Below are 26,155 nucleotides of genomic sequence, written 5' to 3'. Positions count from 1 at the left end.
TGGCCGGATGGCGTGGCGCGCGCCGTACCCTTGGCGGGTGGTCATTCCCGTCGAAGACATCGCGGATCCCCGCATCGCCGACTACGTACGGCTGCGCGATGTCGATCTGCGCAAGAGCCTCGAAGGCGGGCGGGGACTGTTCCTCGCCGAAGGAGAGAAGGTCATCCGCCGCGCGATAGCGGCCGGTCATCAGGTCCGCTCCATGCTGATGACGGCGAAGTGGCTGGACGGGCTCTCCGACCTCACCGGCGGCGACACGGGCGGCGTCACCGTCTACCTCGTCTCCGACGAGGTCATGGAGGGGATCACCGGCTTCCAGGTGCACCGCGGCGCGCTGGCCTCGATGGAGCGGCGGGAGCTGCCCTCGGTCGCCGAGGTGCTGCGCGGCGCCCGGCACGTCGTCGTGCTGGAGGATTTGGTGGATCACACCAATGTCGGGGCGATTTTCCGCTGCGCCGCCGCGCTCGGAGTGGACGCCATCGTCCTGTCGCCGCGCTGCGCCGACCCGCTCTACCGGCGCTCGGTCAAGGTGTCGATGGGCGCCGTCTTCTCCGTGCCGTACGCGCGGTTGACGGACTGGCACGACGGCCTGGAGGAGCTCCGCGACCACGGCTTCCGGTTGCTCGCGCTCACCCCGGCCGAGAACGCCGTCCCCATCGAGGGCGCGTTCACCGGCGGGCGGAACGCGCTGCTGCTCGGCTCGGAGGGCGACGGGTTGTCGTCACGCTGGCTGGCCGAGGCCGACCAGGCCGTGCGGATCCCGATGAGCAGGGAGATCGACTCGCTCAACGTCGCCGCCGCGGCCGCGATCGCCTGCTACCTCCTCACGGCCCCCGGTCACTAGCCGGCGGAGACCTCCTCGCCCGCCCAGTCGAGGAGCTTGCGCGCGGTGGCGAGGCGGCCGGCCTCGCTCGTCTCGCCCAGGATCACGCCGACGAACGTGTGGTCGTTGCGCACCGCGGCGAAGGTGAGGCAGAAACCGGCGGCCTGGGTGTATCCCGTCTTGAGCCCGATCGCGCCGTACCCGAGGAGGGTGTTGGTGTTGCGCCAGACGTGCGCGCGGTGGACCTTCGAGGCGGTCACCGCGTGCTTGCGCGCCTTCGCGATCACGGCGATCACCGGATCGTCCAGCGCGATCTTCGCGAGGGCCACCTGATCCCTGGCCGTGGAGTAGCCGCCCTTCGCCGGCAGGCCGTCAGGGTTGGCGTAGCGCGTGTTCCCCAGGCCGAGCCGCTTGGCGGCGGCGTTCATCTTGGCGACGAAGCGGCCGGTGCCGGGGCCGTACCGCTCGGCGAGCGCGTGCGAGGCGTCCGCGCCGGAGGGCAGCATGAGCGCGTAGAGCAGGTCGCGAACGGTCAGCCGCTCACCGGCCCGCAGGTTCCCGCTGGTCGCCCCGTTGGCGGTGGCGTGCCGGACGTCGGCCGCCTTGATCGTGATGACGTCGTCGAGCGACGCCTCCTGTCGTACGACGTAGGCCGTCATGACCTTGGTGAGGCTGGCCACCGGGACGCGGCGTGTGTCGCGCTTGGCGAACGGGACCGTTCCCGCCGTCGTGTCGACCAGGTAGGCCGAGCGGGCGGTCACCGCCGGCGTGTCCCGCGCGGTCGCGGCGGTGGCCGTCCCCACCAGTCCGGACGCCATGAAGGCGGCCACGAGCGCGCTGATCAGCCCGATACGCATCCCGACATGATGGCACGATCACGCGTCCGACTCCCGGCGATGCCGCCGACGACGCCACATGACGAGGGCGGCGAGCGCGGCGATCACCACGGCGGCGACGCCGATCGCGATCACGGGGGAGTCGGCCGCGATCCTGAGCCAGCCCCAGAGGACGGCGTAGAGTCCGAATGCCGTGATCGGCGCCCAGGTCAGACACCCCATTGCGCTGGCGACGGCATACCACCGGTAGTCGATCCTGAGCACCCCGGCGACCCAGGGGAGGGAGTGCCGTAGACCGGGCACCCAGAAGCAGCCGTAGACGGCGAGCGCGCCCCAGCGCCGCACGACGTTCTCGACCGCGAGGATGCGCTTCTGGCCGATCTTCCTGCCGACGCGCGACTCGTACAGCTTGGTGCCGAGGAAGCGGCCGATCCAGTAATAGGCCTGGAACACTCCGAACAGCGCCACGGCCCCGATCGCGACGACGAGCCAGAGGGGCAGGCCCAGGAACGAGGCGGACATAGGGTCAGACATTTCCACCTCACCCAGGACATCTCGCTTAGGACAGGCTTACCTTACAGGGCCGCTCGCGCCTCCGACACCCAGCGTTCCACGCCCACCCGCTCCGCGACAGCCAGCGCGTTCTCGTAGTGTTCGCGCGCGGGCAGGCCGAGCCGTACGGCGAGATCGCCCAGCGTCCTGGCCACCGGCCAGAGCGCCACGACGCCCGTTCCGGCTCCGGCGATCCTGTCCCGGAAGGGCACGAGCCGCTCGTACGCCTCCCGCATCCGGGCGGTGTCGGACAGGAGCATGCCCGCGAGGGCCCGCCAGATCAGGGCCAGCTCGTAGAGGAAGTCGGTCCTGACCGGCTCCCGGGACGTCGCTATCGCCCGCGCGTCCTTCAGGTGGCCGGCCGAGGCGAGGGCCAGGGCGTACGCGTCGAGGGTCCACTTGGCGCCGCGGAGATGCGCCTCGCCGAGCGGGTCGACCATCTCGTCCGCGCGTCCCTCGACGAGGTGCAGGCAGAACGTGGCGATCAGCGGGAGATCCTGGCGGCCCTCCAGCATCCCCGCCCGCGCGGTCAGCCTGGCCGCGTTCCGGTAGGCGCGCTCCGCGCCCGCGTAGTCACCCGTGATCATCAGCCGCTGTCCCGCGTACCAGGCGCCGACGGCGGCCGGAGCGGGCAGGTCGTACTGCCGTCCCAGCCGCTCGGCCTGCGCGAGATGGGAGTCCGCCTCGGCGAAGTCGCCGCGGGCCGCCGCGCACTCCAGCAGGACCAGGTGCGCCAGCGTGCGCACCGAGATCTGCCCCGACTCGGCCCCCACCTGCAGCAGTTCGCGGCCGATGGTCTCCCGCTCGTCCACCTGCGTCATGGTGTAGGACTGGCGGAGCCTGCCGCTGAGCGCCGTCGCGAGCAGCGAGGGATCCCCGCTGGACCGCGCCAGCTCCTCGGCCTCCAGCGACGCCTGGTAGCCGCGCTGCGTCGCCGACCCCTCGAGTTCGAGCGCCAGCGTGGCCAGCAGGCTCGCCCGCAGGGACTGCTCGCCCGCCGGGAGCTCGACCAGGGCCTTCTCGGTGACGTCGACGATCTCCCAGGCGGTGCGGGTGAAGTCGCGCGCGATGCCCTTGTGCGGAACGGCCAGCGCCGCCGCGACCCGCGCGGTCAGCTCCAGGTCGCCGAGCGGCAGGGCGACGTCCATCGCCTCCCGCCGGTGCGCCCGCGCGGCGGTCATGTCGCCGCTCAGCGCCAGCGCCCTGATCATCCTGAGCTGGAGTTCCAGACGTTCCCGGGGGCCGCCGGAGCGTGCCCGGTCGAACGCCGTGATGGCCCGCTGCCACAGCGACGCCGCCTCGCGGTGCGCGAACCGGCGCTCGGCCTGCTCCGCCGCCAGGCCGGCGTAGCGCTCCGCCTTCGCCGCCGTCTCCACGGTGCCCGCCGCGTCGTAGTGGTGGGCGAGCGCGGCGACGTCGGCGGGCGCGCGCCGCTCGATCACCGAGGCGACCGCGGCGTGCAGGCGCGACCTGCGCAGCCGGGAGGCGTCGGAGTAGATGGTGTCCCGCACCAGATCGTGGTCGAACCTGAGCAGCCCGGGACCCGGCTCGGTCACCAGGCCCGCCAGCAGGCCGGCCTCGACCGCGTCCACCACCGCGTCCTCGTCCCCGGACACGTCCACCAGCACGTCCACGTCCACGTCCCGGCCGATCACCGCGGCCTGCAGCAGGACCTGCTGCGCCCGCTCGGGCAGCCGGGCGATCCGCCGCCTGAGCACGTCGCGCACTCCGGAGGGCACCTGGGACAGATCCGCCTCCGCCTCGAACAGGCGCACCGTCTCCTTGACGAAGAACGGGTTGCCGCCGGTGCGCTCGACGATCGCGGTGACGACCTCCTCGTCCACGTCGCGCACGCACGTCGCCCGGACCAGCTCGGCGACCGACGCGTCGTCCAGCCCGTCCAGCCCGACGCGTACGGGGGCCAGCCGGGCGAGGGCGGCCAGCACGTCCTGCTGCCGGTCGTTCAGCTCGCCCTCGCGGCAGGTGACCACGAGCAGGACCCTGCTGGCGGCGAGCAGGCTGGGCAGGGCGCGCAGCAGCGCGAGCGTCTGCTCGTCGGCCCAGTGCAGGTCCTCAAGGGTGATCAGCAGCGGAGCCTCGCGGGCGACCGCGGAGAGATAGCCGCCGACCGCGCGGTGCAGCCGGAACCCGCCGGACGCCTCGTCGTCGGCGGTGTCCGGCGCGGCGTCGTCGAGCAGCGGCGCCAGGAGCGCGGCGTACTCGCCCGCGCCCCTCCTCGCGATCAGCGCGCGGAGCACCTCGACCCAGGCCCACCCCGGCGGGGTCGCGCTGCTGTCGGGGCAGCCGCCACCGGCGCTGACCCATCCGTCGAGCCGGCCGGCGAGCTGGCGGACCAGCGTGGTCTTGCCCGCGCCCGCGTCGCCGCCGATGAGCGCGACCGTGAACCTGCCCGCCTGCGCCCGGGGCGCGGCCGCGGCGAGCGTGGCCAGTTCGCCGTCGCGCCCCACGAACGGCTCGGGTTCGAGCGGGGGCAGGGTCCCCGCCTCGACCGGCCTCGGCGGCCACGACGAGGTCACCTCCTGCACCCGGCGCTGGGCCTGCGGCGCCAGGTCGAGGCCGGGATCCTGCGCGAGGATGTCGGCCTCCATCTTCCGCAGCGCGGGACCGGGGTCGATGCCCAGCTCGTCGGAGAGCACCGCCCGGGCCCGGCGGAGCGCGGCCAGCGCGTCCCCCTGCCTGCCGCAGCGGTACAGGGCCAGGGCGAGCAGCCGCCAGCCCTCCTCGCGGAGCGGGTTCTCCGCGGTCAGACCCTCCAGATCGGGGACCGTCTCGGCGTGCAGGCCCATCCGCAGCCCCGAGTCGGCGTACCGCTCGCGGGCCACCAGCCGCAGCTCGCTGAGCCGAGCGACCTCGGCCTCCGCCCATGGCTGCTCGGCGAAGTCGGAGTACGGCGTGCCCTGCCACAGGCCGAGCGCGGACTCCAGCCTGGCCCTGGCGGACTGCGGGTTCTCGTCCAGCCGCTCTCCCGCCGCCCGTACGGTCGCCTCGAAGCGGAGCGCGTCCACCTGCTCGGGCGCGGCGCGCAGGGCGTACCCGGACGCGACCGTCACGAGCAGCCGGGTCGGGCCGCCGCGCGGCCGGTTGGGCTCGATGACACGGCGCAGGCGGGAGATGTAGACCTGGAGGCCCGACTGCGCGCCACGCGCGTCGTCCCACAGGTCGAAGAGCAGTGTGTCGACCGGGACGACCTGGCCTCGGGCGACCAGCAGGCGGGCGAGGACCGCGCGTTGGCGCAGCCCGCCGAGATCGAGTTCCCGACCGTCGTCGTACGCTTCGACCGGTCCAAGAACCCGGAATGCCACTGTGGTCATGGTCGCCTGCGCCGGGGGGTCGCTCGCTGGCAACGGCCTCGTGTCGCGCCCCCTCACTCCCGCACGCGATGCCGCTTCTGGGCGCCACGTTATGCGGGGGAGAGAACACGCACAAGGCGTCGCCGAGCCCGGCTCCTCCGCGGACAAAGTATCGCGTTCGCGCGGAGGGCACGTTGCCACCGGCCTTTCAGGTCAGTCCACCTTGACCGGGTTCCGGTCGGCGGCGCGGCGGCGGAAGAGCGCCCACCCACCGAGGGCGAGACCGCCCCAGGGGATCTCGATCGTGTACGTCCAGAAACCGAACAGGATGGCGGCGGCGGTCGCGCCCGCCTCCGGCGCGCCGAACGCCACCAGGGCGAGAGCCGTACCGGCCTCCATGAAACCGGCCCCGCTCGGCGTCGCCAGGGCGCTGGTCAGCACCCGCGACAGCGCGAAGACGGCGATCGACTCGGCCAGGCCCGGATAGGAGCCGGTGCCGTGCAGGCAGAGCACCAGGATCAGCCACTGGAGGATCAGGAAGGCGATCATCCCGAGGGAGAGCGTCGCCCAGCGGCTGTGCACCACGTCGGTCGTATCCTTGCGCAGCCGGATGAGCGCGTCCGACGCCCAGTGCTCCGCGGGGCGGACTCGCCGCGGTGCGAGCCGGACGAGGCCGTCCAGGGCGCGGCCGAGCAGCTGGGCCGCGCGCTCCCAGTACAGCGCCGACGCGACCACGGCGACCAGCACGAGGATCGAGATCGCCCCCGCCCAGCCGGCGTTGGCGACCGCCGGGCTCAGCGCCCGCCCGGACAGCAGTAGCGCGAGGATGCCGGCCGCGGGCAGGATGAACCGGAACAGCGTGTTCCAGATGCCGCTGACCAGGGTCAGCACCACGATCGAGCGGGTGGCGAACCCCCAGCCGCGTGTCATGCCGAAGGTCAGCGCCACACCCGCCGCGCCGCCGAACGGCAGCAGGTTGCTGACGGCGCTGCCCGCCGCGTTCAACGTGAGCGCCTGGGCGTGCGTCAGGCCGGGCAGCGAGCCGGTGAGCACGAACGTGTACGCAAGCAGGCTGGCCAGCCAGACGGCCGTCATCAGGGCGATCATCTGCCAGCTCAGCGTGCCGAACAGGCGGCCGATCTCGGACCAGGACACCTTCGCCCCGGTCATCGTGCCGACGATCTGCGGGAGGAAGACGATCAGAGTCGCCGCGAGTCCGAGCGAGGCGATCGACATCGCGACCCGCAACCACTTGCTCATCCTTCAACTCCCCAACACGTCGGCGACCGCGTACCAGTCTGGTGGCAATGCCGAGTGGTGGGACTCCTTCTTTGGGAGGAGCGTCCCCCTAAGGGGTGGATCAGTGGAAGGGGTGCCGCAGCCGGGTCCCCTGCGGGACGTCCCGCCGGACGTACCACTCCGTGCCGAAGATCAGCCGGTACGCCCAGAACGGGATCTTCAGCAGGACGCCGAGGGTGCGGTCGCCGTCCCCGCCGGTCGTCTGGCTGGCGTGGGCGGCCATCGAGGCCCGTTTCGCCCGAGCGTACCTGCGGACGTTCACCCGGTGGGTGATCACGTGGCTCGGCGAGTAGGCACTCTCGAAACTTCTCACATCGATCTTGGGATAGAGGCGGGCCGCCAGCCGTACACCCTTGAGGAGCGGGTCGCGGTTGACCGTGGCCTCGAGCACGATGGGAGTCCCGGCGATCTCGGCCGCACGGGTGCCGACGCGGTACACCTGGACGTGGTCGGGGTGGCCGTACCCCCCGGCCGGGTCGTAGATGGTCAGCAGATCGGCGGTCTCCTCCTTGAGCACCGCCGCGAGCCGCTGCGCCGCCTCCTCCGTGTCCGCGTCGATGAACGCGTCGTCCGGGCGGTCCTCCGCCACGCCGCCGTCGATGGCCAGCCCGGAGTCGCCGTATCCGAGCAGGACGACCCGGGCGCAGCCGAGCGCCGCCGCCGACGTGTGCAACTCGTCCATGCGGGCCCTGGCGAGCTCCTCGCCGTGGGGCAGATCGGCGAGGCCCCGCTCCCCGGCGGTCGCGACCACCAGCACCACCCGATGGCCCTCCGCGGCCAGCATCGCCATCGTCCCGGCAGTCAGCAGCGCCTCGTCGTCAGGATGAGCGTGAAAGAAGACCGCGGTTCTCGACACAGCGCAATGATTCCACGCCGCGGGACCGACGGTTTGATGGTGGTCCCGGCCTCTGCCAGTCTGGTTTGGTGAGGATCCTTCACATCAGTGACTGTTACCTCCCGCGACTCGGGGGCATCGAGGTGCAGGTCGCCGACCTCGTCGGGATGCAGCGAGAGGCGGGTCACACCGTCGAGGTGGCCACCGCGACTCCCGGGGAGCCTCTTCCGGGAGTGCGCCGCCTCGCGGCCGGGCTCCCGTTCGACCTCCCCGTGCACCCCCGCGGCACCGTGCACCTGATCCGGTTGATGACCGGCTGGCGGCCCGACGTCGTGCACGTCCACGCGGGCGCCGTCTCGCCGTTCGCCTGGCAGGGCGTGCGCGCCGCCGTACGGGCCGGGGTGCCGGTCGTGGTGACCGTGCACAGCATGTGGGATCCCGTCACCTCCGGCGTCTACCTCGGCCTGCAGGCCGCCTTCGAATGGCGGCGCTGGGGCATCGCCGTCACGGCGGTGAGCGAGGCGGCGGCCCAGCCCATCCGCGCCGTGGCCGGCGCCGGCGTCCCGGTGCACGTCGTCTCCAACGGCCTGGACGTCGCCGCCTGGCGACCCGCGACCGGCGGTGCCGTGCGCGGGGGCGGGGAGCCGGGCGCGGACGGCGTGCACGTGGTGGCGGTGGGGCGGCTCGCGCCGCGCAAGCAGCCGGTGCGCCTGCTCAAACTGCTCAAGGCGGCCCGCGCGAAGGTGCCCGCCTCGATCGCGATGCGCGCGACGATCGTGGGCGAGGGGCCGGCCCGCGCCTCGATGGAGCGTTACCTGCGGTCCCAGGGGATGGGCTGGGTGTCGTTGCCGGGCCGCTTCAGCCGGGACCAGATCAAGGAACTGCTCGGCTCGGCCGACGTGTTCGTCGCCCCCGCGCCGCGCGAGTCCTTCGGGCTGGCGGCGCTGGAGGCCAGGGCGGCCGGGGTGCCCGTGGTCGCGCGTTCCCAGAGCGGGGTCGCCGACTTCGTCCGGCCGGGCAAGGAGGGCCTGCTCGGCCGCACCTTCGACGAGCTCGCCGCGTCGGTCGCGCGTCTGGTGCGCGACGAGCGGCTGCGGACCTCGATCGCCGCGCACAACCGCGAGGTGGAGCCGGTCGCCTGTTCCTGGCCGGCCGTGCTCGACGGTTTCGAGCGCTGTTACGACCTGGTCCGCGGCACGCACCCGTGAGTCGGCACACCGGATCGGACCACGACGAAATCAAGCAGCGAGCACAGTGGGGTCAGAAGGGAAGGACGCGCCCGGAAGGGGTGCGCAGGTCGATGGGCTGGGGTCGCCTCGGCGGCCGAGGCCGCGAGGTGATCTGGACTCTCTTCATTCCGGCCCTCCTTTTGGTTTCATGATTCCCAACTACGCGTCAGGATCACCCGCTCCTGGTCACTAGTAGGTATCGCATTCCGTACGGAAGCGTCAGGGGCTGACGGCTCCCGGGAGGGCGGGAGACGGCCTCGGAGGACGACCGCGGGGCGAGAAAGGGTGCGGCCCGCGTCGAGATTCGCCCAGGCGACGCCCCCGGTTGGCGTGGCGGATGGACCCGCCGCCGCGCGGTCGTCGATTCTTGCGCGAGCGGATCTCTTCCTGCGAACTCCGAGACTCCGAAAGGATCGCCATGGGGATCACTCGTGCCGTGTCCGCCCCTGTCGGCCGAGCCGGCTTCGTCGCTCTCGGCGTGACCATGCTCCTCGCCGGTTGCGGCTCCGGGGGAGCGCAGGGGCGGCAGACCGGCGCCGCGGCGAGTCCCGTGTCGGCAACCGCGACGAATCCCGTGCCGAGCCCCGTACCGAGTCCCGTGTCGAGTGTCCAGCCGTCGGCGCCCGGCTCCTACCGCGCCACCGGGAGTCCGCGGGGCGCGTCCCACGCGACCGGCCCCGCTGCGTGCCGGGACGCGGACTGCGAAGTACAGGTCCGGCCGGGTGACCGGCTGAAGATCGACAGCCGGTTCGGCCTCGACGCGATCACCGTCGAATCCGTGAGCGCCGGAGAGGTGCGGCTGGGAATCACCGGCTCGTCGGGCGGGCTGAACGTCGACGGCGACAACGTCAGCGTCACGGGGAGCTGCACCAACGGACGCTGTCACGATCAGGGACAGATGTCGTTGACCACGAGCAGGCCGGGTCGCATCAACGACATCCGGCTACGCCTGGTGAAAGCGGACTCCTCGCGCGCGGTCCTGGTGCTCACGCCGGAATAGGGGCCGGGGGCGGGAGGGGCTCAGCCCCCCATGTTCCCGCCGTTCCCACCCTGCTTCACGTTGAGGATGTCGATGGAGACGCTTATCCTCCCCGCGTTGTCGCTCAGGCAGAAGTCGCCGTCGTTGATCCGCAGCGACAACCACCCGGAGTAGGACGCCGCGTATCTGGCGGACGTGTCGACCGCGAAGGGCGTGCCACCCCGGTGGGCGATGAGCGTGCCGTACGGCGCGGTCGTCACGATCTTGCAGCCGTGGACGATGGCGGCGTCGACCCGGTTCGGATAGCCGGTCGGGCCGACCCTGCCGTACCTGGCCTGGTCGACGGTCCACGATCCGCTCAGGTAGGTGACGCGGTACGTCTGGCCCTTGCGGATGTAGACGCCGGTGTTCTGCCAGCCCCAGGCGGCGTTGACCCGGACGACATGGTCGGACGCCGCCTCGGCGGTTCGCGGGGGTACCAGGATCAGGGCGGACAGGCCGGCCAGCGCGGCGGCGGCCGTACGCATGACGGGTCGGGACATGGCTCTCTCCTCGCGGGGGGACGGGACCGACGGAGCGCTGTCGTGCGGCAGCGGAAGAGCACGTGTGCCCCGAACATATGACGCGGTTCCGTGCGTATCCAGTGCCTATCCGGTGCCCATCCCGATGGTGTGCCGGTAGCCCCCCGCGGGGCTGGAGGATTGGCTACGGGATAAGTGCTGATTCGCGGCGATTTTGGAGTGCGCGGTCGATCTGCCGTTCCATGATCATTGATCTTTCGTGATCGCCTTCGGTCGCGGCGAGATTCCGCGCGACGCGGAGTACGGCTCTCGCGACGTCGTGGAGGCGCGTTTCCCTCGGCCGGTCGTCGGCGAGCGGGTCGAGTCCGAGGACATTCAGCATCGCGCGCACCGACCGGCATTTCCCCGCGGCGCTTTCCTGGTCGCCGGAATTGAGCGCCGCATGGCCCTCGGCGACCGTCGCGTGCGCGACCGACAGCGCCCGCGGCACGTTGAGATCGCCGTCCATGGCGTCGCTGAACTGGGCGGGAAGGTCGGAGCCCGCGGCCGCGCCGACGCGGAGCACGAACCGCTCCATCCGCCGGTAGGCGGTGGCCGCCTCCTCGACCGCCGCCACGGAGAATTCCATCGGCGACCGGTAGTGGGCGGCCGCGAGGTAATAGCGGAGTTCCATCGGGCGTACGCGGTCGAGCAGGGCGTGCACGGCGAGTGGATTGAGCGCGTGCTTTCTTATCTTCTCGCCCCGGTGGGTGACCGGCCCGTTGTGCACCCAGAACCGCGCGAAAGAATCCCCGGCCGCCCGGGACTGGGCGAGTTCGTTCTCATGGTGCGGAAATATCAGGTTCGCACCGCCGCCGTGGATGTCGAATTCGTGACCGAGATACTTCCGGGCCATCGCCGAACATTCCAGATGCCATCCGGGGCGGCCGTCGCCCCATGGGGCGTGCCAGATCGGCTCGCCCGGCTTCGCCCGCTTCCACAATGCGAAATCGCGCGGATCACGCTTTCCGCGCTCGTTCTCCTCGGTTATCCGGATTTTCTCCGGCCGTTGCCGGGAAAGTGATCCGTAGTCCGGGAACGAGTCGACCTCGAAATAGACGTTCCCCTCGGACTCGTAGGCGTGACCCGCCGCGAGAAGCTGCTCCACGAGCTCGATCATCTCGGGGATGTGGCCGGTGGCCCGGGGCTCCACGCTGGGCGGAAGGCACCCGAGCGTGGTGTAGGCCCGGTCGAAGGACCGGTAGACGGGATCGGTTATCCGCCACCACTGGATGCCCTCGGAAAGGGACCTGCCGATTATCTTGTCCTCGATGTCGGTGACGTTCCGGCAGAAAAGCACCCGGTACCCGCTGTGGCGCAGCCAGCGGTGCAGGATGTCGAAATTCACCTGAGATCTGATCTGACCGATATGCGGCGGCACGACCACGGTGGGGCCACAAAGATAAATCGATGCCATTCCCGGAATTCTCGGGATGAAATCGCGGACCGTGCGGCGGTGCGTATCGTAAAGGCGAAGACCCACCTAGCCCAGGGTAAGCGACTAATCCGCTCGCTGTCGACAGCATGCCATAGTCTCCGGTCCGCACATCCTGAAATGCGGATTGTGAGGCCGGGCGAAGGGGGAATAGCGGGTGCCGCGACCGTGCTATCGGCGGATCACGTGCAGTACGCTGGCGATGCGCTCGGCGGCGGTGACGACGTCGGAGGCGTGCCCGATCCGACCGGCCCACGACAGCCAGTACCACCACTCGCCGTCGTTGGTGTCCGACGCCAGCACGTCTTCGGCCATGGTCGGCTCCATGGGGTTGACCACGCGCAGGCGTGGATAGAGCCCGGCCGGCGCGGTCAGGCGGACCTGGAAGGAGTGGGCTTCGAGCTGGGCGGCCAGCCGCTCAAGGTGGTCCATCGCCTCGCTGCGATCTGCCTTCATGGGGGTCTCTCCGGGGACGTCGGGACCTTTCTCCGAAAAGCGTGAACTCCCGCGGACCTACCGGCAATCCACCCCAATCCGCGAAACCGTGCAATAACCAGGGAACTCACCGGCATTCCGTGGAACACCCTCGGATCCCGGGCCACGAACCCATAACGGTACGGGGGGTTGCGTGCGTGCCGGTTAACCTGTGGGAAATATCCGTAACCAGGCGACACACTCCAGCAGCGAAGGGCAGGACCATGGCCCGAGGAGAGCATTCCCCCGCGTGCGCTCGTCGCTGGCGCGAGCAGGCCGAGGTTCGGCAGTGGACACCGTGGCAGACGGTGCAGGCCATCCACGGATGTTGCGGCGTGAGCATGCTGAAGGCGCATCGGCTCGCGCGGGGGTGGTCGGCCCGGCAGGCGATCGAGGAGCTCGAATACCTCTGCGAGCAGCACGCGCTGGGACTGCCGAGGGCCAGCATCGACCTGCTGAACGCCTGGGAGAACAACCGGGCCAGGCCGCGCCCCCAGACCATCGACCTGCTGGCCCGGCTCTACAAGGCCAACGCCGTACGGCTCGGCATGGCGGCGGACTACTGCGAGGACACGGGCGGGCAGAAGGTCGTCGTGGTCGCGGCGGGTCAGCCCGACGAGCCGGTGCGCGTCGACGACGCGGGGGACGACACCGAGCGGCGGGCGCACTTCCACCACGCCGCGCTCATGGGCACGCCGAACGGCCGGTTCTTCGCGGAGGTCGAGGGGACGAGGCACGACCTCGACCGGGCGCTCGCCACCGGCACCGTCACCGAGGACCAGCTCGACCGGCTGGACGAGCAGGTGCTGCGCTACCGCAGGGAGTACATGACGACTCCGCCGATGCCCATGCTCTGCCGGGTGATGCTGGAGATCGCCGACGTGCGCAAGCTGACCGTGATGCGGCAGCCGTCCTCCGCGCAGCGCCGCCTGCTCACCGCGACCACGATGCTCGCCCTCCTGTCCGCGGACGCGCTGATGAAGCTCGGCGACACGCGGCAGGCCCACGCCTGGTACGGCACGGCCAGGGCGGCGTCCGACGACGTCGGGGACCTGCGGCTGCGTGCTCTGGTCCGGGCGCAGCAGACGATGCTGCTCTACTACTACGGCGACCTCAACGAGACCGTACGGCTGGCGCGCGAGGCGCGGATGCTGGCCGGGTCGGCGCCGAGCTCGCCGGCGGCCCTCGCGGCGGCGGCCGAGGCCCGCGCCCTGGCCCGGATGGGGAACGGCAAGGCCGCCAGGGTGGCCCTCGCCGAGGCCGAGCAGATCTTCGCCAGGATGCGGGGCCTGAGCCAGGACGACCTGGCGTTCGTCTTCACCGAGAAGCGGATGCTGTTCTACCGGACCGGGACGCTGATCGAGCTGGGCGACGCGCAGCCGATGCAGGCGATCGACGCCTTCCCGCCCGGTTTCCAGACGATCGATCCCGCGCTGATCCTGCTGGACCAGGCGTCCCATCTGGCCAGGCACGGCGACCAGGAGGAGGCGTGCCGGATCGCCGCCGAGGCGCTGACCCAGGTCCCCGCCGAGCACCGCACCTCGATCGTGGTGACCCGGGCCAAGGCGCTGCTGACCGACGTGGATCCACGGACGCCCGCCGTACGGCATCTGAACCGGGTGCTCGCCGAGTCGTCGGCGCGGCTCGCCCTATGAACCTTTCCGCGAACCTGTCACCCGGCATATCGTCGAACACGTCGTCGAACACGTCGTCGAGCGAGTCGTCACTGTCCGACGAGGCGTACACCGTGCTGCGGGACGTGTGCCGCCAGATCGGGGTGGACGCCGGGGGAGCGCAGCTCATGCGGCTGCGCAGCAACGCCGTGTTCAAGCTGCGCGGCGACATGGTCGTGCGAATCGCCACGGCCCCGGACGCGCTGACCCGGCTGCCCGTGGTCCTGGCCGTCGCCCGCTGGCTCGCCGACCGCGGCTTCCCGACCGTCCGGCCGGTGGACGAGATCCCGGGCCAGCCGATCGTCCACGCGGGGCGTGCGGTCACCTTCTGGCGGTACGTCCGGTCGCGGGGCCGCCCGACCACGCGCGAGCTCGGCCGGGTGCTGCGCAACCTGCACAAGGAGCCGGTGCCGCCGATGGCGCTGCGCCGTCTCACCGACCCGCTGGCCGAGGTGCGGCACGCGGTCGAGCATCGCGCCGAGGTGCTGACGCCGGGTCAGCGGGCCTGGCTGAGCGACCGGATCGAGCACCTCACCTGGGGCTGGCAGGCACTGGAGACCGGGCCGCCCGTGCTGCTGCACGGCGACGCGTGGATCGACAACCTGCTGCGCTGCCAGGACGGCCACGTCGTGCTGTGCGACTGGGACGGCGTCGCCGTGGGGCCCCGCGAATGGGACCTCGTGCACACCTATCACGGGCAGCGCCGGTTCGGCCTGACCGCGGCCGAGGTGGACGCGTTCGCCCACGCGTACGGCTCGGATCTGCGGCACTGGCCCGGATACAGCACCCTGATGGAGGTCAGGGACATGTACGCCGTCGGCATCCACATCCGCAACGCCTCCGGCGATCCCTTCTCCAGGCAGGAGCTGCCCAGACGGCTCGACTCGCTGACGCGGGGGGACGGTCACGCCCGGTGGTACATGGCCGCCACGAGCTAGGCGCGGCCTGAACCCGGAGGACCGACCCGGACATCCCTAGGGGGAGAGTCGGGGACGCGTCCGGCCGATCTCCGATGGGAGGAAGACGATCTCCTGGCCACAGTGATGAGTCATGGGCATCGTGTTGGGATATGCGGCGATTATCACTGGTGCGGCGGGGATGGTGCTTCTGCACCTCCTCTCCGGACTCAACCCCCTCCAGGACATGATCAGTGACTACGTGTTCACGCCGCACGGCTGGCTGCTGCCCGCGTCGCTGTCGCTGCTCGCGCTGGGAGCCGCCGCCCACGCCGTACGGCTCGCGCGCCTGGAGCACAGGGCGGCGCTGCTGGTAGGCGGATGGGCCGGCTGCATGCTGCTGGTCGCGGGCTTCCCCACCGACCGGCCGGGTGAGTCCCTCTCGATGTCCGGCGAGATCCATCGCTGCGCCGCGTTCGTGGCGTTCGTCTGCATGCCGCTGGCGGGCCTGCTCGTGGCCAGGCGGACCGGATCGCGCCTCGTCCACGCCCTCAGCCTGATCGGGATCGGGTCGCTCGTCCTCGTGATGGTGCCGTACGCGGTGCGGGCGGTGGGGCTCGACCCGGGAGCGGTGCCCGCGGGTCTCACCCAGCGTCTGACGGTCGTATCCGAGGTGGTCGCGCTGTTCGCGATGGCGCTGCTCGCGGGGGCGTCGTCAACCGCCGCAGGCCGCGAAGGTGTACGCGTCCTTCGGCAGCGAGTAGGTGTCCCTGACCTTGCCGGCCCCGGTCTCGGTGTCGAACTCCCCGATCCACATGCTCTTCCCCCGGTCGATGTGCACGGTGACCTCGTGCTCGCCGGTCCAGTCGACCATGTAGGGCGCGGTCTTGCCGGGCAGCTTGACGCGGAGGCTCCGGACGAGCTGGTCGGTGGCCATGTCGTACAGCTTGAGACTCGATCCGGCGAAGACGGCGACGGTACGGCCGTCGGACGACAGCGCGCGCGGCGAGTTGTTCACGACGACCTGCGGCGGCTCGATCCGGGCCAGCTCGGTCCCCGAGCTGTCGTAGGCGACCAGCGCGGTGGTGTTGTCCTCGGTGCCGAGCTCGGCGAGGACGCTCTCGCCGTCACCGCTGAAGCTCGCGTTGACGGCGGCCGCGGGCAGGGCCGTGCCCTGGCCCGGGTCTGACACGTCGTACACGCGGCTCGGCTGCCGGTCGTCCTTGGCGTCGTAGTAGTCGAGCAGCAGGTGCCCGCCGTCCTGCGACAGGCTGATCCCGGCCGACACCATGCTCAGGCCCTTGATCCTGGGCATCACGTGGACCGCGCCGCCCACCTCGCGCACGACGAGCCGGCGGTCGCTCTTGCGGAAGTACGCCACGGAGCGGCCGTCGCCGCTGACCGCGATGGGCGCCGCCATGTACGTGACGCTCTTGCCCTTGGCGTCACGCGGCCAGACGAGCGCGTCGGACAGCGGCATGACCTTCCCGCTGTGCATGCTGAGCCGCCACGAGCCACAGGGCGTGTTGCCGTACTCCTTGTCGAGACATCCCTTGACGGAGGCGTACCTGATCATGTCGTGCGCGCCTGCCCGCGCCTGCGCCTGCGCCTGCGCCTGCGCCTGCGTCTGTGCCTGTGCCTGGGCCGCCGTGGCCGGCGCTCCCACGGCCCCCAGCGTTCCCAGGGCCAGCGCGGCGATCGCGAGGCGGGCCGGCACCCGTGCGGCCGGCCGGGTCATCGTGTTCATGAGCTTCCCCTCTCTCCCCATGGATTAGATCGGCGGCTCGCCCGTTCGGTTGATCACAACTCCGCATCAACGTTCAACTCCTTCTCACATACATGGCAAATGGTGTCAATGACGTGAATCGCCGCGAGGCGCTACGAATGATCTGTCCCCGTCATGAGGAGATCCTTCGTGCCCAGTGTCAAGCGCGCCTCCGCGGCCCTGCTCGCGGCGGCGCTCGTCTCCGTGCCCGCCTCCGTCGCGGTCCTCACGGCCGTCCCCGCCGCCGCGGCGTCGGCCGCCGTCGTCATCAGTCAGGTCTACGGCGGCGGAGGGAACGTCGGCGCGACCTACAGGAACGACTTCATCGAGCTCTACAACGCGAGTGCCGACCCCGTGGACGTCGACGGCTGGAGCGTCCAGTACGCGTCCGCGATGGGCACCTCGTGGCAGGTCACGCGGCTCAAGGGCGTGATCGGCCCCGGCAGGCACTACCTGGTGCAGGAGGCGGCCGGCACCGGCGGAACCGTCGACCTGCCCGACGTGAACGTCTTCGGCACCATCCCCATGGCCGGAGCCAACGGCAAGGTCGCCCTCGTCTCCGGCGCCGCCGAGCTGACCTGCGGCGCCGACTGCGACAAGGCCCCCGGCGTCGTCGACTTCGTCGGGTACGGCAACGCGAACGACTTCGAGACCAAGGCGACGCCCGCCCTGTCGAACACCACGGCCGCCGTGCGCGGCGGCGCCGACACGGACGACAACTCGGCCGACTTCACCGTGGCCGCCCCCAACCCGCGCGGTTCAGGAAAGGCGGGACCCCCGCCGACCACGATCCACGAGATCCAGGGCGCCGGCCACGTCTCGCTGCACGAGGGCCGGACCGTCAAGGACATCACCGGCATCGTCACCGCGGTCGGGCCGAAGGGCTTCTACTTCCAGGAGCCCGACGACGAGGCCGACGCCGACCCGGCCACCAGCGAGGGCATCTACGTCTTCACCGACGACAAGCCCGCGGGCGTCGCGGTCGGGGACGCCGTACGGGTCGGGGGGACGGTCACCGAATACCGGTCGAGTGGCTCCCAGCTCTCGCTCACCGAGCTGAACGCTCCCACGGTGACCGTGGTCGGGCACGGCAACCCGCTGCCGTCCACGGTCCTGATCGGCCCCGGCGGCAAGGTCGCCCCCGACCTCGCCCGCACCGACGAGCCCGGCGACGTCGAGGCCGCGAGCGCCTTCGACCCCACGGCGAACGCCCTCGACTTCTACGAGGCGCTGGAGGGGATGCTGGTCCGGGTCGCCGACTCCGAGGTCGTCGGGCCGACCAACTCCTTCAACGAGATCACGGTCCTGCCCGGCGGGCAGGGAGGGCTGCGCAGCCCGCGCGGGGGCGTCCTCTACGGCGGCTACGCCGACCAGAACGGCAAGCGGATCATCCTCGACGACGACCTGGCCCCGATGCCCGTGGCCAACGTGGGCGACCGCGTCCCCGGCGCGGTCGACGGCGTGATGAGCTCGGGCTTCGGCAACTACCGGATCCAGGCGCTGCGCACTCCCGCCGTGACGAGCGGCGGCATCACCCCCGAGGTGACCCGCGCCGACCGCAACGGCGAGCTGTCGATCGCGACGTACAACGTGGAGAACCTCGACCCGTCGGACCCGGACGAGAAGTTCGCCCGGCTGGCCAAGGGCATCGTCACGAACCTGTCCTCGCCGGACATCGTGGCCGTCGAGGAGATCCAGGACAACAGCGGCGGCACGAACGACGGCGTGGTCGCCGCCGACCAGACGTACGGCAAGCTGATCGCGGCCATCGCCGCCGCGGGCGGTCCGACGTACGACTACCGGCAGATCGACCCCGTCGACGGCACCAACGGCGGCGAGAAGGGCGGCAACATCCGGGTCGGCTTCCTGTTCAACGAGGGCAAGGGGCTGAAGTTCAACGACCGGGGAGCGGGCGACGCCACGACGGCGACCGGCGTCAGGCGGCACGGCAACCGCGCCGAGCTCACGCTCTCCCCGGGCCTGATCGACCCGGCCAACGCGGCGTTCGCGGGCTCGCGCAAGCCACTCGCCGGTGAGTTCACCTACCGGGGCAAGCGGATCATCGTGATCGCCAACCACTTCGCCAGCAAGGGCGAGGACCAGCCGCTGATGGGCCGCTACCAGCCACCGGCCCGGCTGAGCGAGGTCCAGCGGCACGCCCAGGCGACCGCCGTCCGCGGCTTCGTGGACGAGATCAAGAAGATCGACCGGGACGCCGGAGTGGTCGTGCTCGGAGACCTGAACGACTTCGAGTTCTCCACCACGACGGACATCCTCGTGGGCGCGGACGGCTGGCTCGTCGACCTGCCGCGCACTCTCGCGCCCGCCGAGCGGTACACCTACGTGTACCAGGGCAACTCGCAGGCGATCGACCACATCCTGGTCTCCCGGTCGCTGAGCGCCCGCGTGGACTACGACATCGTCCACGTCAACGCGGAGTTCGCGGACCAGGCCAGCGACCACGACCCCCAGGTCGTACGGATCAGGCACTGACCGCGTCCCGCGCCTGAGGCGCTGACCGCGAGACGGGAAGACCCCCGCCGATGTGTCGTGACACGCCGGCGGGGGTCGATTCCCCTAGATGAGGCCGAGCTCCTTGACCGCGTCGCGCTCCTCGACGAGCTCGCGGACCGAGGCGTCGATGCGCTCGCGGGAGAACGCGTCGATCTCCAGGCCCTGGACGATCTCCCACTTGCCGTCCTTCGAGACGACCGGGAAGGAGGAGATGATGCCCTCGGGCACGCCGTACGAGCCGTCGGACGGGATCGCGGCCGAGGTCCAGTCGCCCTCCGGGGTGCCGTTGACCCAGTCGTACACGTGGTCGATGGCGGCGTTGGCGGCGGACGCGGCGCTGGACGCGCCCCGGGCCTCGATGATCGCGGCGCCGCGCTTGGCCACGGTCGGGATGAACGTGTCGCGCAGCCACGCCTCCTCGACCTGCTCGGCGGCGACCTTGCCGCCGACCTCGGCGTGGTAGAGGTCGGGGTACTGCGTGGCGGAGTGGTTGCCCCAGATCGTCATCTTCTTGATGTCGGTGACCGGGACACCCAGCTTGGTGGCGAGCTGCGAGAGCGCGCGGTTGTGGTCCAGGCGGGTCATCGCGGTGAAACGCTCGGCCGGGACGTCGGGCGCGGCCGACTGCGCGATGAGGGCGTTGGTGTTGGCCGGGTTGCCCACGACGAGCACGCGGATGTCGTCCGCCGCGTGGTCGTTGATGGCCTTGCCCTGCGGGCCGAAGATGCCGCCGTTGGCCTGGAGGAGGTCGCCGCGCTCCATGCCCGCGGTGCGGGGGCGGGCGCCGACGAGCAGCGCCACGCTGGCGCCGTCGAAGGCCTTGTTGGGGTCATCGGAGATCTCGATGCCGCGCAGCAGCGGGAACGCGCAGTCGTCCAGCTCCATCGCGGTGCCCTCGGCGGCCTTCAGCGCGGGAGTGATCTCCAGCAGGCTCAGCTTCACCGGGGTGTCCGCGCCCAGGAGCTGGCCCGAGGCGATGCGGAAGAGCAGCGCGTAACCGATCTGGCCGGCCGCGCCGGTGACGGTCACTTTGACGGTCATGACGATCCCCATTCGCGATAGGTGTGACCTCCGGATGCTACTCGCCCGCCCCCATAGGGGCCGCGAGCAGGTCGGCCTTCGTCTTCCTTCCATCTTCCGACAACCTCGCGTCGGCCATCGTGAGGACCCTGTCCACGAGCGGCAGCGTGCCGAGGTCGTGCGTGACCATCACGGTGGCCAGGCCGTTCTCCCTGGTGAGGCCGGCGAGCAGCGAGACGATCCGGATGCCGCGCTCGTGGTCGAGCGCGCTGGTGGGCTCGTCCACCAGCAGCACCTCGGGCCGGTTCATGAGCGCGCGGGCGATGTTGACGCGCTGCCGCTCGCCGCCGGAGAGCTGGTGCGGCCGCTTGTGCTCCTTGTCCGCCAGGTCGACGGCGATGAGCAGCTCCCGGGCCCGTACGGCCGCCGCGCGCGGCGAGGCGCCGGAGATGTGCGCCATGACCAGGAGTTGTTCGAGCGCGGTCAGCGAGGAGAGCAGGTTCGACTGCTGGAACACCACGCCGACGTGGTCGCGGCGGATCCGGGTCCTGGCGGCCGGTGACGCTCCGGACACGTCGTGCCCGGCCACGGTCACCCGCCCGGAGTCGGGCGTGAGGAGCATGGCGGCGACGGCCAGCAGGCTGGACTTGCCCGAGCCGGAGGGGCCGACCACGGCGGTGAACTCGCCGCGTGCGACGTCCAGGTCGACGTGGTCGAGTGCGGTCAGGGTCCGGTCGCCGTCGGGGTAGGTGAGGACGACGTCGTCGATCCGGAGGGTCATCGGGAGGCTCCAAGCGCGGTCAGAGGGTCGACTGAAGTGATCTTGCGGATGGCCAGCGCGGCGCCGGCCGCGCCGAGCAGGATCATCACGGCCACCGGAACGGCGGTGGTTGCGGCGGACAGGACGAACGGGACCGCGTCCCCGGCCAGGGCGCCGGCTCCCGCGCCGAGCGCCCCGCCGATCCCCGCGCCCAGCAGCAGCACGACGACGGCCTGGGCGAGCGCGTCCCGCAGCAGGTAGCCCGTGCTCGCGCCGAGCGCCTTCAGAACGGCCACGTCGCCGCGGCGCTGGATCGTCCACACGGTGAAGAACGCGCCGATGACCAGCGCGGAGATCGCGAACAGGAACCCCCGCATGAGCTGCAGGGAGCCGTTCTCCGACGAGAACGAGCCGATGGCGGCGGGCGCGTCGTCCCGGTCCACGGTCACGGTGCCCAGGCGCGTGTCGGCGGCGGCGAGATCGGGATCCCCCGAGGTGCGCAGCGTGATCACGGTGGCGACGGCGTCCTGCCCGGCGGTCCGCTGCCAGTCGCCGATGCTGATCCAGGCCACGGGGGCATGGCTGTACGAGGCGGCCCCCGCGGTAGCGGAGACGGTGAAGTCCTGCCCGGAGATCCGCACCGTGGTGTGCTTCCCACCCGGTTCCCCGCCCAGTTCCTCGGCCAGGCCGGAGGAGAGGACCACCTCGCCGTCCCGGACGTTCTCGACGCCGAAGACGGCGGCGCCCGTGCCGCGCTCGCCGGAGGCGACCCGGCCCATGGTGATCCCCAGCCGCTCGGCGGTGGAGACGCCGGGGACCCGCTGCCATTCCCGCCACATCGTGTCGGTGACGCGGCTGTCGGAGAACGAGGGCGCGGAGTCCCCGGAGGCGGCGAAGACGACGCGGTCCGCGGGCAGCTCCGTGATGGCGGAGATGTTCTCCCGGGCGAGCCCGGCGGTCAGGCCGGACAACATCGTCACGAGCAGGGTGATGAGCAGGACGACGGCCCCCATCAGGGCGAATCGTCCCTTGGCGAAGCGTAGATCTCTCAGTGCCACGAACACGGCGTGTGTCTCCCCGGCGGTGGTTTGGTGGTTCGGTCTCTCGGTCGGTGTCCAGCCTGGGACGGGGAGCGGGTCCGGCACATCGTGAGGACGAGCGGCCGCGGGTCGTCCCTTGGGGCACGCCGGAATACACCTTTCGGACGATGCGGAAGATACGGAACCGGATCCGGCGTGACCTACGCTGAGTGAGACATGATTGACTTTCCGTTCCCTCCGGCGTTGCGGCTGCTCAGGTGGGCCATCCACGGCACCTTCGCGGTGCTGCTCGTGCTCGCCGTCCTCGCCGTCGTGCAGGAGGGCCGTACGGCCGTGGCGGCCGGAGGCGTCCTGCTGGGCGTCTTCTACGGGACGGCGATCTTCGTCGAGTCGCGGCTGCCCGACTTCGGAGGGCGTACGCACCTGATCCTCGGCCGGATCTGGCTGGTGGTGGTGACGCTCGCGTGGGCGGCGCTCGCACTGGCCGCGCCGAGTTTCGTCTGGCTGGCCTTCCCGTTGTTCTTCGCCTACCTCCACCTGCTGCGCCTGCCGGCGGCCATCCCCGGGGTCGTCGTGCTGACCGGGGCCGCCGTCGCGGCGGCGAGCTGGCACGCGGGCGGGCTGACCCCGCCCCAGGTCATCGGCCCGGTGATCGGCGCGGCCGTGGCGACCCTCATGGCGCTCGTCTACAAGGCGCTCTATCACGAGAGCGAGCAGCGGCGGCTCCTGATCGACGACCTGGTCCGTACGCGCGAGAGGCTGGTCCGCGCCGAAGGCGACGCCGCCAGGCTGGCCGAGCGGGAGCGACTGGCCGGCGAGATCCACGACACCCTCGCCCAGGGCATGTCGAGCATCGTCCTGCTGCTCCGGGCCGCCCGCCGTGACCTCGGCACCCGGCCGGAGATCGCGGAGGAACGGGTGATCGAGGCCGAGCGCGCGGCGGCGGAGAACCTGGAGGAGGCGCGCAACTTCGTCCGCGCCCTCGCGCCGCCCGCGCTGCAGCACTCGTCGCTGGCCGCCGCGCTGCGCAGGATCAGCGACTCGGCCGCGGCGCGGACGCCGACGAGGGTGCGCTTCGAGGTGTCCGGCGACCCGGTGGAGCTGCCTCCCGCCTACGACCTGACCCTGCTGCGGGTCGCCCAGGGAGCGCTCGGCAACGTCAGCCGCCACTCGGGCGCGGACAACGCGGGGGTGACCCTCAGCTATCTGGGCGACGTCGTCGTGCTGGACGTCTTCGACGACGGCCGGGGATTCGACCCCACGCGCACGCCCGCGGACGGCCCCGGCACCGGGTACGGCCTGCGCGTCATGCGCGACCGCGCCGCCGCGCTCGGCGGCACCCTCACCGTGGAGTCCACGCCGGGCGAGGGCACGGCGGTGGCGATGACGCTGCCGCTGCCGCTTCCGGGGGGTCACCGATGAGTACGACGATCAGAATCCTGTTGGTGGACGACCATCCCGTGGTCCGTTCCGGCATCAGGGCCATGCTGCTCGGCCAGCCGGACTTCGAGCTGGTCGGGGAGGCCGCCGACGGCGAGGAGGGCGTCGCCGAGGCGGCGCGGTTGCGGCCGGACGTCGTGCTGATGGACCTGCGGCTCGGCCCCGGCATCCACGGCAGCGAGGCCACCCGGCGGATCGTCACGGGCGACGGCACCCCCAGGGTCCTGGTGCTCACCACGTTCGACACCGACGCCGACATCCTCGCGGCCATCGAGGCGGGCGCGACCGGCTACCTGCTCAAGGACGCCCCTTCCGAGGAACTGCACGCGGCGATCAGGTCCGCCGCGACCGGGGCCAGCGCGCTCGCGCCGAGCGTCGCCTCCCGGCTGCTCGGCCGCGTACGCGCTCCCGAGGGCACGCTGAGCCCGAGAGAGCTGGAGGTGCTCGGCCACGTGGCGGAGGGGTTGTCCAACCGGCAGATCAGCAAGCGGATGTTCCTCAGCGAGACGACCGTCAAGACGCATCTCGTGCACATCTACGCCAAGCTCGGCGTCGACTCCCGTACGGCGGCCGTGGCGGTCGCCACGCGTCGCGGCCTCATCCGCCCCTCCTGATCCCACCCTCGTGGCGGGTTCCGGTACCGGCCGTGCGCTCGGTTGAAACTTTCAGGAAACAAAGAGCCCGTCTCCGGGCGTGTTCCGGTGGTGGATGCGCTGCTCGGAGGCATGCCGCCGGCGTGGGGGACCCCGGGCTGAGGGCGCCCCCGCGGACGGCTCCCTGTACGGGCGGAAGGGGCATGCCTATGTTCTGTGGGAGCGCTCCCAAAGCGCAGTGACCATGTCGCCAGGAGGACCCCCGCAATGAGATTCACTCCCCGATCCGGAGCGGCGCGCTCCCTGGTACGGCGCGGCCTCGTCGCCGTGTCCGTGCTCGCGCTCGGCTCCACGATGGCCGTGGCCGCCGCCACGTCGGCGAGCGCCGCCGTCGCGTGCAGCGTCACGTACTCGACCAACGAATGGACGTCGAGCCCCGGCAACGGCGGATTCACGGCCAACATCACGGTCAAGAACGTGGGCGACGCGGTCAACGGCTGGACCCTCGCCTTCACGTTCCCCAACTCCGGCCAGAAGGTCACCCTGCCCGGCTGGAGCGCTAACTTCGCGCAGAGCGGGTCGAACGTCACCGCCACCAACCTGGACTGGAACAAGAGCCTGGCGAGCGGTGCCTCGACCAGCATCGGCTTCAACGGCACATGGTCGGGGAGCAACCCCACGCCCACCTCGTTCTCGCTCAACGGCGTGACCTGTAACGGCACCTCGTCGCCGAGCCCGAGCGCCTCGCCGTCCGCGTCTCCCTCGGCCTCGCCGTCCGCCTCGCCGTCCGCGTCTCCCTCGGCGTCTCCGTCGCCCTCGCCGAGCGCGTCGCCCAGCGTCCCGCCCGGCACCCACGTGGACAACCCGTACGCCGACGCGACCGGGTACGTGAACCCGGACTGGTCCGCGAAGGCCGCCTCCGAGACGGGCGGTTCCAAGGTCTCCAAGGTCTCGACCGCCATCTGGCTCGACCGGATCGCCGCGATCACCTCGGGGTCCGCGGGTGACAACCACATGGGCCTGCGCGACCACCTGGACGAGGCGGTACGCCAGGACGCCGCGAACGGCAGCGCGCCGCTGACGATCCAGGTCGTCATCTACAACCTGCCGAACCGCGACTGCTCGGCGCTCGCCTCCAACGGTGAGCTGCTGATCGCGGAGAACGGGCTGAACAGGTACAAGACCGAGTACATCGACCCGATCGCGGCCATCATGGCGGATCCGAAGTACTCGAACCTGCGGATCGTGGCGATCGTCGAGATCGACTCTCTGCCGAACCTGATCACCAACCTCAACCTGGCGAAGTGTTCTGAGGCCAAGTCGACCGGCGCGTACGTCCAGGGTGTCCAGTACGCCCTGAACAAGCTGCACGCCATCCCGAACGTCTACAACTACGTCGACGCCGGGCACCACGGCTGGCTGGGCTGGGACACGAACCTCGGCCCGTCCGCCGACCTGTTCGCCCAGACCGCCAGCGGCACCACCGCCGGCTTCGCGAGCGTGGACGGCTTCATCACCAACACCGCGAACTACTCCGCGCTGACCGAGCCGTACTTCTCCATCGGCACCACGGTCAACGGCACCACGGTCCGCCAGTCCCGCTGGGTGGACTGGAACCAGTACGTGGACGAGCTGTCCTACGCCCAGGCGTTCCGGAACCTGCTGATCTCGAAGGGCTTCCCGTCCACGCTCGGCATGCTCATCGACACCTCGCGCAACGGCTGGGGAGGCACCGCCCGCCCGACCAAGGCGAGCACCTCCACCGACGTCAACACCTTCGTCAACGAGTCCCGCGTCGACCGCCGGATCCACGCCGGCAACTGGTGCAACCAGAGCGGCGCCGGCCTCGGCGAGCGTCCGCGGGCGAACCCCGCTCCGGGTCTCGACGCCTACGTCTGGGTGAAGCCTCCGGGTGAGTCCGACGGCTCCAGCACGGCGATCCCGAACAACGAGGGCAAGGGCTTCGACCGGATGTGCGACCCGACCTACACCGGTAACGAGCGCAACGGCAACAACCTGACCGGCGCTCTCGCGAACGCTCCCGTCTCGGGCCACTGGTTCTCGGCCCAGTTCCAGGAGCTGCTGAAGAACGCCTACCCGCCCCTCTCGTGAGCCGGATCA

20 protein-coding genes and 2 pseudogenes are annotated in these 26,155 nt (G+C 71.2%); 10 read left to right on the top strand and 12 right to left on the bottom strand.

Translation table 11 applies throughout. The annotated features are described in order from the left end of the window. Window positions 1-7 precede the first annotated feature (7 nt). Entirely contained in the window at window positions 8-844 is an 837-nt protein-coding gene (locus AB0I59_RS31120; protein WP_061258705.1) for a TrmH family RNA methyltransferase, read from the top strand. Here the strand turns inward: AB0I59_RS31120 and AB0I59_RS31115 are convergent. From AB0I59_RS31115 to AB0I59_RS31095, 5 genes are all read right to left on the bottom strand, one after another. Further along, window positions 841-1,680 (bottom strand): D-alanyl-D-alanine carboxypeptidase family protein, encoded by an 840-nt coding sequence (locus AB0I59_RS31115; RefSeq protein ID WP_061258704.1) that lies wholly within the window; start codon window positions 1,678-1,680, stop codon window positions 841-843. The genes AB0I59_RS31120 and AB0I59_RS31115 overlap by 4 nt on opposite strands. Before the next feature lie 18 nt (window positions 1,681-1,698). After that, complete coding sequence (locus tag AB0I59_RS31110; protein ID WP_061258703.1) at window positions 1,699-2,193, bottom strand: DedA family protein; 495 nt, start codon at window positions 2,191-2,193, stop codon at window positions 1,699-1,701. Between the two features lie 41 nt (window positions 2,194-2,234). Next, window positions 2,235-5,543, bottom strand: a complete 3,309-nt coding sequence (locus AB0I59_RS31105; RefSeq protein WP_358138545.1) for an ATP-binding protein — start codon at window positions 5,541-5,543, stop codon at window positions 2,235-2,237. A 192-nt stretch (window positions 5,544-5,735) separates the two neighbouring features. Beyond that, window positions 5,736-6,782, bottom strand: coding sequence for a lysylphosphatidylglycerol synthase domain-containing protein (locus tag AB0I59_RS31100; RefSeq protein WP_061258701.1), 1,047 nt, complete (start codon window positions 6,780-6,782; stop codon window positions 5,736-5,738). Between the two features lie 100 nt (window positions 6,783-6,882). Then, a complete protein-coding gene (locus AB0I59_RS31095) occupies window positions 6,883-7,677 on the bottom strand; it encodes a PIG-L deacetylase family protein (RefSeq protein WP_061258700.1) in 795 nt (264 codons plus the stop codon). 68 nt (window positions 7,678-7,745) lie between these two features. Between AB0I59_RS31095 and AB0I59_RS31090 the strand changes: the two genes are divergently transcribed. Beyond that, window positions 7,746-8,864, top strand: a complete 1,119-nt coding sequence (locus AB0I59_RS31090) for a glycosyltransferase family 4 protein (RefSeq protein ID WP_358138542.1) — start codon at window positions 7,746-7,748, stop codon at window positions 8,862-8,864. A gap of 439 nt (window positions 8,865-9,303) precedes the next feature. Further along, window positions 9,304-9,885, top strand: a complete 582-nt coding sequence (locus tag AB0I59_RS31085) for a hypothetical protein (RefSeq protein ID WP_061258698.1) — start codon at window positions 9,304-9,306, stop codon at window positions 9,883-9,885. 20 nt (window positions 9,886-9,905) lie between these two features. On the opposite strand, the gene AB0I59_RS31080 is transcribed toward AB0I59_RS31085, so the two are convergent. From AB0I59_RS31080 to AB0I59_RS31070, 3 genes and pseudogenes are all read right to left on the bottom strand, one after another. Further along, entirely contained in the window at window positions 9,906-10,406 is a 501-nt protein-coding gene (locus AB0I59_RS31080; protein WP_358138540.1) for a hypothetical protein, read from the bottom strand. A gap of 182 nt (window positions 10,407-10,588) precedes the next feature. Beyond that, window positions 10,589-11,907, bottom strand: a pseudogene (gene cysS, locus AB0I59_RS31075) (cysteine--tRNA ligase); the annotation flags it as partial. A gap of 123 nt (window positions 11,908-12,030) precedes the next feature. Continuing rightward, window positions 12,031-12,315, bottom strand: a complete 285-nt coding sequence (locus tag AB0I59_RS31070) for a hypothetical protein (protein WP_061258695.1) — start codon at window positions 12,313-12,315, stop codon at window positions 12,031-12,033. Between the two features lie 359 nt (window positions 12,316-12,674). On the opposite strand from AB0I59_RS31070, the gene AB0I59_RS31065 reads away from it, so the two are divergent. The 3 genes and pseudogenes from AB0I59_RS31065 to AB0I59_RS31055 all read left to right on the top strand — a co-directional run. Then, a complete protein-coding gene (locus AB0I59_RS31065; protein WP_228646771.1) occupies window positions 12,675-13,988 on the top strand; it encodes a helix-turn-helix domain-containing protein in 1,314 nt (437 codons plus the stop codon). Beyond that, on the top strand, window positions 13,985-14,944 hold the full coding sequence (locus AB0I59_RS31060; protein WP_358138536.1) for a phosphotransferase enzyme family protein: 960 nt from the start codon (window positions 13,985-13,987) through the stop codon (window positions 14,942-14,944). The genes AB0I59_RS31065 and AB0I59_RS31060 overlap by 4 nt, the downstream gene beginning before the upstream one ends. Window positions 14,945-15,056: 112 nt before the next feature. After that, window positions 15,057-15,542: pseudogene (locus AB0I59_RS31055) on the top strand (DUF998 domain-containing protein); the annotation flags it as partial. Between the two features lie 75 nt (window positions 15,543-15,617). Here the strand turns inward: AB0I59_RS31055 and AB0I59_RS31050 are convergent. Beyond that, window positions 15,618-16,649, bottom strand: coding sequence for a WD40 repeat domain-containing protein (locus tag AB0I59_RS31050; protein WP_358138744.1), 1,032 nt, complete (start codon window positions 16,647-16,649; stop codon window positions 15,618-15,620). 168 nt (window positions 16,650-16,817) lie between these two features. Here AB0I59_RS31050 and AB0I59_RS31045 point away from each other — a divergent pair, with 168 nt between their 5' ends. Further along, entirely contained in the window at window positions 16,818-19,160 is a 2,343-nt protein-coding gene (locus tag AB0I59_RS31045; RefSeq protein ID WP_358138534.1) for a DUF8508 domain-containing protein, read from the top strand. Between the two features lie 84 nt (window positions 19,161-19,244). Here the strand turns inward: AB0I59_RS31045 and AB0I59_RS31040 are convergent, their stop codons facing one another. From AB0I59_RS31040 to AB0I59_RS31030, 3 genes are read right to left on the bottom strand one after another with little or no spacing between them, the layout of a single operon-like run. After that, the gene (locus AB0I59_RS31040; protein WP_061258828.1) at window positions 19,245-20,222 is read right to left on the bottom strand and encodes a malate dehydrogenase; all 978 of its coding nucleotides are present in this window, start codon (window positions 20,220-20,222) and stop codon (window positions 19,245-19,247) included. 37 nt (window positions 20,223-20,259) lie between these two features. After that, window positions 20,260-20,982, bottom strand: coding sequence for an ABC transporter ATP-binding protein (locus tag AB0I59_RS31035; protein ID WP_061258689.1), 723 nt, complete (start codon window positions 20,980-20,982; stop codon window positions 20,260-20,262). Further along, the gene (locus AB0I59_RS31030; protein WP_061258688.1) at window positions 20,979-22,025 is read right to left on the bottom strand and encodes an ABC transporter permease; all 1,047 of its coding nucleotides are present in this window, start codon (window positions 22,023-22,025) and stop codon (window positions 20,979-20,981) included. Before AB0I59_RS31030 ends, AB0I59_RS31035 begins: the two co-directional genes overlap by 4 nt. Window positions 22,026-22,217: 192 nt before the next feature. On the opposite strand from AB0I59_RS31030, the gene AB0I59_RS31025 reads away from it, so the two are divergent. The 3 genes from AB0I59_RS31025 (at window position 22,218) to AB0I59_RS31015 (ending at window position 26,146) form a co-directional block, all read left to right on the top strand. Next, the gene (locus AB0I59_RS31025; RefSeq protein ID WP_061258687.1) at window positions 22,218-23,423 is read left to right on the top strand and encodes a sensor histidine kinase; all 1,206 of its coding nucleotides are present in this window, start codon (window positions 22,218-22,220) and stop codon (window positions 23,421-23,423) included. Next, window positions 23,420-24,055, top strand: a complete 636-nt coding sequence (locus tag AB0I59_RS31020; RefSeq protein WP_061258686.1) for a response regulator — start codon at window positions 23,420-23,422, stop codon at window positions 24,053-24,055. Before AB0I59_RS31025 ends, AB0I59_RS31020 begins: the two co-directional genes overlap by 4 nt. A 246-nt stretch (window positions 24,056-24,301) precedes the next feature. Continuing rightward, the gene (locus tag AB0I59_RS31015) at window positions 24,302-26,146 is read left to right on the top strand and encodes a glycoside hydrolase family 6 protein (RefSeq protein ID WP_358138531.1); all 1,845 of its coding nucleotides are present in this window, start codon (window positions 24,302-24,304) and stop codon (window positions 26,144-26,146) included. The last annotated feature ends 9 nt before the right edge of the window (window positions 26,147-26,155 follow it).

The sequence above is a fragment of the Microtetraspora glauca genome (assembly GCF_040656155.1).
GTDB lineage: Bacteria > Actinomycetota > Actinomycetes > Streptosporangiales > Streptosporangiaceae > Microtetraspora > Microtetraspora glauca.
This window is presented reverse-complemented; position numbering and strand designations above follow the sequence as displayed.